The 10,713-nt window shown below is 64.0% G+C and carries 12 protein-coding genes and 1 pseudogene; 7 read left to right on the top strand and 6 right to left on the bottom strand.

All coding sequences use genetic code 11. The features are described from left to right. Positions 1–312: pseudogene (locus tag IH26_RS0151825) on the bottom strand (site-specific integrase); the annotation flags it as partial. A gap of 569 nt (positions 313–881) precedes the next feature. Here IH26_RS0151825 and IH26_RS60990 point away from each other — a divergent pair. Then, positions 882–1,124: a hypothetical protein gene (locus IH26_RS60990; RefSeq protein WP_157437892.1), complete on the top strand. Its 243-nt coding sequence runs from the start codon at positions 882–884 to the stop codon at positions 1,122–1,124. Between the two features lie 776 nt (positions 1,125–1,900). Here the strand turns inward: IH26_RS60990 and IH26_RS59250 are convergent. After that, on the bottom strand, positions 1,901–2,701 hold the full coding sequence (locus IH26_RS59250; protein WP_157437891.1) for a hypothetical protein: 801 nt from the start codon (positions 2,699–2,701) through the stop codon (positions 1,901–1,903). 160 nt (positions 2,702–2,861) lie between these two features. Then, entirely contained in the window at positions 2,862–3,119 is a 258-nt protein-coding gene (locus tag IH26_RS60985) for a hypothetical protein (RefSeq protein WP_157437890.1), read from the bottom strand. 441 nt (positions 3,120–3,560) lie between these two features. On the opposite strand from IH26_RS60985, the gene IH26_RS60980 reads away from it, so the two are divergent. Together IH26_RS60980 and IH26_RS60975 are read left to right on the top strand one after the other, a co-directional pair. Further along, a complete protein-coding gene (locus IH26_RS60980) occupies positions 3,561–4,187 on the top strand; it encodes a hypothetical protein (RefSeq protein WP_157437889.1) in 627 nt (208 codons plus the stop codon). Between the two features lies 1 nt (position 4,188). Beyond that, positions 4,189–4,839: a hypothetical protein gene (locus tag IH26_RS60975; protein WP_157437888.1), complete on the top strand. Its 651-nt coding sequence runs from the start codon at positions 4,189–4,191 to the stop codon at positions 4,837–4,839. Between the two features lie 194 nt (positions 4,840–5,033). Here the strand turns inward: IH26_RS60975 and IH26_RS0151810 are convergent, their stop codons facing one another. Beyond that, positions 5,034–6,053 (bottom strand): LacI family DNA-binding transcriptional regulator, encoded by a 1,020-nt coding sequence (locus IH26_RS0151810; RefSeq protein ID WP_030443701.1) that lies wholly within the window; start codon positions 6,051–6,053, stop codon positions 5,034–5,036. 103 nt (positions 6,054–6,156) lie between these two features. On the opposite strand from IH26_RS0151810, the gene IH26_RS0151805 reads away from it, so the two are divergent. From IH26_RS0151805 to IH26_RS0151795, 3 genes are all read left to right on the top strand, one after another. Beyond that, positions 6,157–6,987, top strand: a complete 831-nt coding sequence (locus IH26_RS0151805; protein WP_030443700.1) for a M55 family metallopeptidase — start codon at positions 6,157–6,159, stop codon at positions 6,985–6,987. Positions 6,988–7,222: 235 nt separating this feature from the next. Further along, a complete protein-coding gene (locus tag IH26_RS0151800) occupies positions 7,223–7,954 on the top strand; it encodes a class I SAM-dependent methyltransferase (protein WP_030443699.1) in 732 nt (243 codons plus the stop codon). A 339-nt stretch (positions 7,955–8,293) separates the two neighbouring features. Continuing rightward, entirely contained in the window at positions 8,294–8,620 is a 327-nt protein-coding gene (locus IH26_RS0151795) for a hypothetical protein (RefSeq protein ID WP_030443698.1), read from the top strand. Positions 8,621–8,673: 53 nt separating this feature from the next. On the opposite strand, the gene IH26_RS60970 is transcribed toward IH26_RS0151795, so the two are convergent. Next, on the bottom strand, positions 8,674–8,817 hold the full coding sequence (locus IH26_RS60970; protein ID WP_157437887.1) for a hypothetical protein: 144 nt from the start codon (positions 8,815–8,817) through the stop codon (positions 8,674–8,676). A 361-nt stretch (positions 8,818–9,178) separates the two neighbouring features. Here IH26_RS60970 and IH26_RS0151785 point away from each other — a divergent pair, with 361 nt between their 5' ends. Next, positions 9,179–10,096 (top strand): tyrosine-type recombinase/integrase, encoded by a 918-nt coding sequence (locus tag IH26_RS0151785; RefSeq protein WP_030443697.1) that lies wholly within the window; start codon positions 9,179–9,181, stop codon positions 10,094–10,096. Between the two features lie 80 nt (positions 10,097–10,176). On the opposite strand, the gene IH26_RS0151780 is transcribed toward IH26_RS0151785, so the two are convergent. Continuing rightward, positions 10,177–10,713, bottom strand: a 537-nt coding sequence (locus IH26_RS0151780) for an Lsr2 family DNA-binding protein (protein WP_211268939.1), incomplete at its 5' end; no start/stop codon positions are given.

The raw sequence follows: 10,713 nt of genomic DNA, 5'->3' as shown, positions 1-10,713 counted from the left end.
AAGTTGGGCGTCGAGGTCGGCCAGCCGGTACCGGCCGAGGTAGGGGATCAGGACGGTGTCGACGTCGCGGGTGTAGTGGAACCGGGTCGTCGCCCGGATGTGGGTGCGGGTGTCCAGCCAATGCCGCAGCCACCGCTCCACCGTCCAGCCTTCCGCGGTGCGGTCGGCGGCGGTGCCGGCGAGGAACTCGTCGCGGGCCTGCCGGGCGGCGGCCTGCGACGGGTAGCCGCCACGCCGGGCGCGCTCGCGGCGGCCGAGTAGGTTGGTCGCCGAGCAGTGGAAGTACCAGGTACCGTGCCCGCGCTCAGACAGTCGGGGACAGGACTGCTCGAGGCGCAGCCGGCTGGCATCACGGCACCCGCACCGCTTGAAGATCACACCCGGACTCGACATCACGCACACCCGCCTCGCTGTCACCGACTTTGGTTCACGGTGAGCTTCCGCTACGGCGGTTGGCAGTCGCTCGCGAGGGTGATCCGGCGGACAACACGGTGCGCCGGCCGAGCCCAATGATCGCCGACCCGGTGGGCACGCCTACCGCGATGATCAGCTGCCAAGGTGACTACGGAACGTAAGAACATGACCGCCTGAATTGCACGATCAACTCACTCATTTGCCGAGATGAGCACGTGCTGACCTCTGAATGCATCCGATGAATGTGCGTAGTGCAGCCCGAATGTGAATGTAAGGACGTGTCGGATTATGTGGCTCGACGATCCTCCCTCCAGTCTAGGCAAAGAAATCGCTGTTGCTGCTCCCGTTGGCACTTCGGGCCCAGGGGCCGGTTGTCTGCCCGACGACGCGTGAGTTCTTGACGGCAGAGGGATTCCTGCTACGATCCAAGCCGGGCGAACGGTGCGCCCGGCTGCGAGTCTCCCGGCGTGACTCAACAACAGTCAAAGGGTCTGTGGCTCAACCTGCGTATCTGGGCATTTGACGATCTTTCCATTGCCGAGCCGGGCGGCTGGATGGGAGACGGCTGTGCCTTTGTCGCAATACTTGTCGCAGATCATCGCAATCCGTGGACGTTTTCTCGTCATACTAGTAGTGCATATCCCGATCATCCTCATCGCTGTGGGAATGTTGCCAACATTGTTAATCGCGGCACCGATCTTTCCCTCTAGATATGAAGCATTTCTAACCTCCATCCTTCAAAACTTGATGCAGTGGAGTTGCTCGGCGCTCGCTGGGAATAACATGAGGCCAGAGGGGGCCTCCGACGCAGCGCAGAGCTGCCGGAACGAGGAGCCGGCGACAAGGATCCTCGCGAAATGACACATAGCCCGCTCAAGAATGCCGTACGCTCATACGCCGCCACATATGAGGTGTCGTACCTTACTGCTCGGACCATTTTACAAGAGCTAGCTTCGGCAGGGCGCTTTTCATTGCATTGGTTCAAAAGACGCCTGGCCGACAACAGCGAACCGGTCTGGCCGCCTTTGTATTCACCCGGAACCTACCGTGCGGTGATCGCAAAGTCGGAGCACGGCATTCCCGGACGGACTGTAGCTCCGGTGAGCGGGAATCACGCATCACCACGCCCTAATGCACATGAATCTGAATCGCTCCGGGATATAGCAGGCTGGTCGCTGGGTGACTTACGTGCGGACCCTAGATTTGACTTAACGGCGTTTCGGGAGATTCTGCTTAAGCAGATAGAACGGCCGAGAATCAATCTATAGCGAGCAAGTGATCCTATTTGAGTCCCTCGCGAGGCGCGCAGAGATTGGACAAAGTCCGCCAAGCGCGAACGTGGAGAAGTCGATCAAGAAAGTATCGACAAATAGCCTTCGGCAGTCCAGAATCAGGTGTGCTCTCATGCCGCGATCCGGTCGCTACACAGTGTTACGAATTTCGGAGATGGGCTTGGGTGAGCTGTTGAGGATGTCGCCGATCGCCTTTAGTCCTGCGTGATCCACGGCTGGAGGTGCCAGAACGGCGCAATGTCAGCCGGCGGCTCGTCGAGGGCGAGTACCCACTCGTCGCCGAGCGTGCCGATCGTGACCGTGACGTCGTCCAGGCGGAGTAGCAAACCGGCGCAGGCAGGTCGGTCGGCGGGTCCGAGGATGACCGCGGCGTCGGTCAGCCGTCGTCCCACCACCATGGCCAACGAGTCCGGCACGGCCGCCGAAGTGACCCGCACCGCACCGAACTGGTCCATGTCGTAGCCCGGGTAGGGCTCGGCGATGCTCAGCTGAAGCTCGTCACCACAGCCGTGCAGTTGGGTCGGCGGCCGGTTTTCGAAGTGCAGCCAGGCGTGGACCAGACTCGCCGTGTCTGGATCGCGTTCACCGTTGTTCCAGTGACGGGCCTCGGTCACCCCGGCTAACTGTTTTCCGATGCGCTCTCGCAGCCAACCGGCGACTACCTGCGGGTCGCTGAACCCGGTGAACAGCGAGGGGTCGAGAGACAGCGCCTCCCGTGCCGCGCGTGCGGTGACCTCGTACACGTCGCCAACACCGGTGTCGACCTCAGTCGTGACGGCGTCGACGACATCCACTCGGTGAAAGCCCCGGTCGGCTGGAACATGACGCAGCGCCTCGTGAGCCCCGCACACGGCTTCCAGTCGCGACGCGTGGTCGCGAAGAACGCCTGGCGCGATCGTGACCTCGTCGGCCACCGCGGGAAGCACCTGCACCGTTACCTTGGCGAAGCGGACCCAGCGGTTGGTCTGCCGGGCAATCCGGGATGTCACGATCACGGCGCCATCATCGCGCCCGACCCGGTTGCACGGCATCCGCATTTGCAGCCGCGATCCGGCCACTACGCAACGTGACGGACGACGCGGGGCTCGGGCTCGCGGACATGCCGATGAGAGTGCGACCAGCGACACGTCGATCAGCGATGTTTGCAGGGCGGAGTCAATCGTTTTGCGGAGGCAAGATTCCGTGATCGTTAAACGAGTCCGCGCCGATACTTGACGAAGCGTTGGGCTCTTCCGCGAGTGTCCCATCCTGGGACGGGAAAATGCCGGGACTGCTCATCGCATCTGTACCGGTGCTCGACGAACCGGATAAGTCACCCGCGACCTCTTCATCGGTGGTGCCGTAGTTCTGGGGGTCAGCACTGTAATTCTCAGGGTTGTCATCATTCTCGTGGTCGAGCCGGCCTTCAAACATTTTAGGGTTCCTCCCTCGCACGCTCCACAACTATCCCAGTGTGAGCACCGACTCCGAACTGGCGCAACATCGGGCACACGGCAGGGGTCACAAGTCGATCGACTCATCTGCCGAGAATAGTGCTCCATCAATGGAGACGACGTATTCCCTGACGGCAACCCGACCACCACCAAGGTAACGACCGAGACGTTCGCTTCGCACGGGCGGGTTGTGATCATTTCCCATCTGCCACCAATTTTCGATCGCGGGTATCGGAGAGGTTGCAGACCACGAAATGTGAAACTAGTTTTGGATCTTCACCCTACCCGGTGAGTCAAAGCCAACAAGCGATCCAAATGGATGCCACTCACGATTCCCTGTGGCTATGATGCCGTACCGCGCCTTCGAACGAGATGAGGGGTAGCAACGGATGTCAAACGCAAGCCATTGTCAGGATGAGTGGTGATGGGATCCGCCGCAGCCCTCGCGAGCCTAGCAGTCGCGCTCCTCAGTCTCGCTTATACGATCTGGGACGCTCGCCAAGGCCGCAAGCAGAAGCAGATCGCCTGGAGCGTCATCCAAGACCAACCGTTGCAGCCAGCAACTGCGGCATTTTCTGACCTCCATCTCCTTTGGCGCGATCAAATGATCGTCGATCCGCATCTAATCAGTGTGCAATTCTCGAATATGGGTCGTGTCGTTCTCACGCCAGAGGACTTGTCGTCACCGCTAGCTGTGCGGATCACCGGAGCGGTGATAGTTTCCGCTAGGGCAGAGCTGGCCCCGCGCGTGAGTGTTCGTTCGAAACAAATCCAGGTGAAAGTTCCTGAGGGCTCAACCGCGGAAGTGGAAACTAACTTATTCCTGAACCCCGGCGATGATCTGCGCTTTTACGTCCTTGCAGACGGTAAGGTTGAAGGCATACATGCGGAACTCCACGCTGCCGACTTCTCGCTCGTTTCCAAGGAATATGCAGCAGAAAACAATCCACGGCTTAACCAGCGGATCGCATTGTTCGCCGCCACGACGGTCTCCTCCCTGACGGCTATCGCGGCCTTCTTGATCAACTTCCTTGCGAAGCGAGGTTGAGGTGAAGATCAACTGGGCTGCAGTCGGCGTCGGAATCTCCGCTGTAGTCGCCATATTCGTAATAGCAACTTTTGTCTACAACGTCCGCAAGAATAGGCGTGACCAGAACAAGCGCGTGGGTTGGAGACTGGTAGCCGACCAGCCGCTCCTACCTCCGGACCTGGATGCAACATGGGGTCTTGGGATAAGCCAGGGAACAAATAAGCTGAGCCACCCGCGAAAGGTTCAACTGGAGTTTTCGAACATCGGGACAGCCGATATCAAGGCCGACGAAATCGATCAGGAGCTGTCGGTATGGGTAGACGAAGGTAAGTTGCTGGGTGTGTCGGTCGAATGTCGCCCCCGCGGTTCCTCGGTGATGGAACGCCTAGAGGCCGCCGCGATGAAAATAACTGACACCAAAGTGGTGATCGCCAACCGGGCAATCAATATCGATGAAATGTACCGATTCAACCTGCTTGTTGTGGAAACGGATCAGGCTGTCCGACGAGGCTTTCATGCGAGCGGATGCTCGGCAAAGGAGATCCGCGTGGGTTACCTGCATCGCAGGCGCACGGTCAGCATGAGGCGATTGTACTCAGACATCATGATCTCATTCACGCTAGGATTCGGCGCAGTAGTTGCAGCATTCATCTGGCTAACTTGGTTTTAGATGCCATTCGAATAACGTGCCGTGGGGCCTGCGGCGCCACACAAAGGCGCCTGGCGCCCGAATTTGTCAAGATTGGCCGCGTACGGATTTGCCGCGAACCGCTCGCCACGGAGCGTAACGACCGGCATGGCGGGCTCGCTTCGCGAACACGCCGAAGTAGTGCACCCAATCATCAGGCAGCGATCGGTGTCGGTTCAGGCCGAGCCCCGGATGATCAGCTCGACTGGCATGACGACGCCTGAGGGGTCGTCGCCGTCGATGCGGCGTAGCAGATGTCTGGTCAGTTGGTCGGCGTAGCGGTGCCAAGGTATGCGTACGGTGGTCAGCTGGGGCCGGGTGGTGAGCGCCAGCGCCGCGTCGTCGTAGCCGGCGACGGCGATGTCGTCGGGTACGCGTCGTCCGGCTTTTGCGCAGGCGGCGAGGACGCCGGCGGCCATCAGGTCGGAGGCGGCGAAGATCGCGTCGAGGTCGGGTGCCTGGCGCAGGAGTTGCTCGGTCGCGGTGACTGCGCCGGCGTAGGTGTAGTCGCCGTGCGCGACCAGCGCGGGGTCGAAGGTAGCGACGGCGTCGCGGTATCCGGCGAGCCGTTGGACGCCGCCGGGCAGGTCCATGGGCGCGGTGACGGTGGCGATCCGGCGGCGTCCGCGGGAGCGCAGGTAGGTGACGATCTGCTGGGCGCCGTCGCGGTCGTCGGTGCTCACGTAGGAGACGTGACGTTCGTGGCCGAGCGGGATGCCGCAGGATACGACGGGTATGTCGCGGTCGACGAGGCTGGTGATCGCGGCCGAGGATCGCGGCGCCGTGAACACCAGGACCGGGTCGGCGAGCCTGGCGGCCAGGGTCTGGCTGACGACGTCGGGTGATCCGCCGCCGGCTACCGGGGTGATCATCATGATGTTCTGGTCGCCGAGAGCCCGCAGGCAGTCGAGCAGCAGGGTGTTGATGTTCGGGTCCGCGAGCAGCCGGTCGCCGGGCGCGCAGTGCAGGAACGCCACCGTTTCCGGGCGTGCACCGGCGAGTTGGCGTGCGTGTTGGTTGGGCACGTAGCCGGTGCCGGCCATGGCCCGCTGCACGGCCTTGCGGCTGTCGGCGCCGACCGGGTGGCCGTTCAGCACTCGGGAAACTGTGCCGACGGAGACGCCGGCGACGCGTGCGACGTCGTAGATCGTGCTGCGTCCGGCTCGCGGCCGGCCATCCTGAGCACGGCGAGACATCGACGAAACCTACCAGCAAATGCCCGTCCGCCCGTGCTGGCTCACGGCCGGCTCCAGGCATGCGGTCGTGCGGCTGGCGTCGTCACTCGCCTAGGGTGGGGCAATGCCGAAGGTGTTGATCTCCGCCGATATGGAGGGTATCTCGGGCGTCGTTCATCCGGTGGAGACGAATCCCGACAGGTACGACTACGAACGTGGCCGCGCGCTCATGACGGCCGAGGTCAACGCCGTCATCGCCGGAGTCCTGGACGCCGAGCCGTCGGCTGAGGTGCTGGTGGCAAACGCGCACGGTCCCTTCCGGAATCTGCTACCGGAGGACCTCGATCAGCGTGTGCGGCTGGTCCGCGGCCGGCCGCGTCCGCTGGGCATGCTGGGCGGCCTCGGCACCGGCATGGACGCTGTGCTCTTCGTCGGGTATCACGCACGGGTAGGCGCCGGTCCGGCTGTGCTCGCCCACACGATGAGCGATGCGGTGCTGGGCGTGCGCCTCAACGGGCGGGAAGTCGGCGAGATCGGTCTCAACGCTGCACTGGCCGGTCACTACGGCGCTCCGGTCGTGCTGTTGAGCGGCGATGACGTGGCCTGCGCAGAACTGCGGGAACTGGTGCCCGGCGCATCGACGGTCGCGGTCAAGCGGGCGCTCGGTCAGGCCGCCGCCGAGGCGTTGCACCCGGCGGTGGCCCGGGACCGCCTCCGGCAAGAGGCAGCGGCGGCAGTTGCGAGGCGCGCACAGATACCGCCGATGTCGATCACCGGCCCGGTTCTGCTTGAAGTGGATCTGTACGCCCCCGCGACGGTTGATACAGCAATGCTCATACCAGGAGTGGAACGCGCCGCTGGGGCGCGGACAGTCACCTTCACCGGCCATGACGTCGCCGAGATCTGCGACGTTGTTCAGCTCCTGGTCCTGCTCGCTCAGGTCAAGCCTGGCTGACCTGCGACCTGCGGAAGGAGCAGCAACACGACCAAACCGGATCTCGGCATGCCCATGTCGACCATCCACTCGTCCGGCATCCGCTCATGCCGCGGCGGGTGTGTCTATGTGGCCCGTCCGTCACGCATAGTGATGTGCCGTGGTGTCTACCCGTCGTGGCGTTTCAAGAAGGCCACCGCCCGCTGACCTGAGAAACCGCTGGCTGCCGGCGACGGCTGCGGTGATCCTCGACTGCATGCCGGAAACGCATTTCGACGAGTGGATCGCACCGCGATACGCTACGTTGTGGCCGGAATTGTTCGAACCCGACGTCATCGATCCTGCCGTCGACTTCCTCGCCGCTCTGGCCGGGACCGGCGACGCACTTGAATTCGGTATCGGTACCGGCCGGATCGCGGTGCCGCTGACGCGTCGAGGTGTGCGCGTGCATGGCATCGAACTGTCGGCCGCCATGGTGGACCAGCTCGACGCCTACCGGGGCGAGTCTCACGTGGAGGTCACGATCGGCGACTTCTCCCGAGTAGGTGTCGACGCCACCTTCGACCTGGTCTACCTGCTACGTAACACGATCACGAACCTGACGACCCAGGACGAGCAGATCAACGCCTTCCACAACGCGGCCCGGCACCTCGGACCCGGCGGCCACTTCCTGATCGAGAACTACATTCCCAACCTTCAACACCTGCCGCCCGGCCAGACCCGGCACGTCTTCGCCGCCACCCCCACACACATCGGCTTCGAGGACTACGACCTCGCGGCGCAGATTGCCTACTCCCATCACTACTGGGTGATCGAGGGCCAGCTCAAGACGTTCTCCTCCCCGCACCGCTACCTCTGGCCCGCCGAACTTGACCTCATGGCGCGTATGGCCGGCCTGACCCTGCACGAGCGGTGGAGCACCTGGACTCGGGAGCCGTTCACCGGCGAAAGTCGCAACCACATCTCCGTCTGGGCGAAGACCCGATAGCGCGGGCATCCTTCGCCGGCGAACGCTCCAGATCCTTGTCTGTGGATACCGGCTCGAACCGTGGGTGCCATTGACACCTGCGGAGCTCACGATTGTCCCGGGTTCGTTGGCGCACTGTTCCGCCGCGGACAGTGCGCGCGGCCCGAGGCGACCGTCACGCTCGGTATACTGCTGGATCTGTCCGTGCCCGGCTAGGTCGGCTGCTTGAGCTTGTCCGGGCCGAGATCGTCACACAACGAGCAGAGGTCGTTCCATGACCGGCCATACAAGCCGGTCGGTATCGGCGACGCCTCCACAGCTCCCGGCTTTACCCTCTACGGCCGACTCGAGGTGCAATCGATGTTGTTCGAGGTCGCGCTGCCGGCGACCGGGGTCATCCTGGCCGCCCTGGCCGGCGGCCCTCTCGAACAATGGGTCGAAGATGAGTTGCTCACGATTCTGCACACGATCGTCTACGGCGAGCCCCACCAAACGGAGTTGGACCTCGGGAATACAGACCTGGCCGACCTCTGCGCCGCCAAGGCAAAAGGAGGCATTTGGGTGCTGTATTCGTCGTTGCGGCGCTCGAACGCCGAGTTCGTTCTCGACATCCTAGCTGCCCTCGACGAGGACGAAGGTCGATTGGAGGCGTACCGCCGCGCCTATCTCAAACCGGTCGTCGAGTGAGTAGTAGCCGACATCGGCGGCGCAATCATCTGCCGCTGTCCGGCATTCGATCGTCAGCAGAATTCCTGGATCACGAGCATCGCTCGTCCAACGCTGTCGCGGAACTCGGCCAGCATGAAGGCGCTGTGCGGCGGCGCCTCGCCGTCGTGGTACTGCTCGACCCGTTGGAGAAGCGCCTCCAGTTCCGGGCCCGACACCTCTCGAGGATGCGGACCGTATGCCTGCAGCACGCGCAGTCCTGGCCGTTTGAGCAACCGGCGCAACGGAGGGCTGGCCGGTTCCAACGTGTGTCCTCGGATGCGCCATTCCACGCCTCGGCTGTCGGTCCATCGGCCGTCGCTGATGGGCAGCGGCCAATGCTCGACTACGCGCTGCTCGGCGGTCGGGCGCGAGTTCCCCACGCGGACGAGATCTTCGAATGACTCAGGGACGTGCCGTTTACGGCCCATAGCTGGATTCTGGCAGAGCCGTTGCGCCATTGCCCCGATTCGGTGAGACGCACTGATCTGCCGCGCCGAGGGCGGTGGTGTTCGCGTTGCCGGTGACGCACCGTGAGATATGACTATCTCTTCTGTTCCCGATCACGCCGTTGTCGTCTCCGACGGGCGTGTGCTGCGTGCGGCGGTGGCCGCGTACCTGGGTCGGTACCGGGGTGAGTCCCGGGTGCACACCGGTTCGGATCTGAAGGTGTTCCTGGCCTGGTGTGCGGGTGAGGATCTTGACCCGCTGGAGTTGGGGCGGGTCGAGGTCGAGCGGTACGTGCGTTGGTTGCAGGAGGTCCGCTGCTACCAGCCCTCGACGGTGTCCCGGCGGTTGTCGGTGGTGGTCGGCTTCTACCGGGTGTGCGTCATCGACCAGATCCTGACGCACTCGCCGGCCGACTACGTACGCCGGCCACCGATGCCGGCCGAGTCACCGACCCTGGGGCTGGGGCATCTGCAGTTCGAGGCCCTGCTCACCGAAGCCCGGCTGTCGGCCAACCGCAACGATTTCGCCCTGGTCGCGATGCTCGGCCTGCTCGGATTGCGGATCTTCGAAGCCTGCCGCGCGAACATCGCCGATCTCGGGGAGGAGCACGGCCACCGGGTCCTGAAGGTGCGTGGCAAGGGCGACAAGACCGTTCTGATCCCGTTACCGCCGGCGGTGGCCCGCGCGATCGACCACGCCGTCGGGGGCCGCGAGCTGGGGCCGATCCTGCGCAACACGGTTGGTAGGCGGATGGACCGGCATGCCGCGACCCGCCGCCTAAAGCAGTTGTCCGAGACGGCGGGGATCCGGATGCCCCGGATGCACCCGCATATGCTGCGTCATACCTTCGTTACTACTATGTTGGATGCGGGGGTCAGCCTCCGCGACGCGCAGATCGCCGCCCGGCACGCGGATCCGAAGACCACGATGCGTTATGACCGGGCTCGCAAGAACCTCGACCGGCATCCCAACTACATCCTCGCCGCCTACATGGCCTCCGGAACCTGAACGCCCCGGGTGACCGCCCCGAGAAACTGCCGGCGTCCGGCACCTGCGGCTGGTTCGGCCACGAGCAGGGTCGCCGGGCGTTACGGCAGGAGGGGGTCGGTGGCCGGGGCCGGTGGGTGGGCGGTGTGCCAGGCGTCGATGATCTCGGGGCGCAGTCGTCCCCGGTCGGGGACGGTGTGGCCGTGTTCGCGGGCCCAGGCGCGGATCTCGGCGGTCGACGGGCCCGGCGCGGCCGGGGCCCGGTCGAGGTCGGTGACCACCGGGCCGATCCGGGTCACGGCGGTGTCTTCGGCGGCGGCCCAGGTGTGCGCGGCGGCGAGGTAGCGGTAGGTCCATTCCTCGGCCAGCGGGCGGGTCTCGGCGTACACGATCGGCACGTTTGGCCAGCGCACCTGTAGTTCGGCCAGGCTGTCGGCCACCAGCGCGGGGCGGACTCTTTGCTGGGTGAAGACCTGCGAGTAGCGGTCCTCGACCACGATCGCGGCGCGCGGGAGCGCGGCCAGGTGTTGACCGACGGGCTGGATGAGGACGACGGCGTCATTCGCCGTGATGATGTGGTGTTTGCATGAAGAGGCCCCGCCGGCGTAGCCGGCGGGGCCCGGTCGTCGTGTTGTCGT

Origin of the sequence: Actinoplanes subtropicus (genome assembly GCF_000721705.1) — a bacterium.
GTDB lineage: Bacteria > Actinomycetota > Actinomycetes > Mycobacteriales > Micromonosporaceae > Actinoplanes > Actinoplanes subtropicus.
This window is presented reverse-complemented; position numbering and strand designations above follow the sequence as displayed.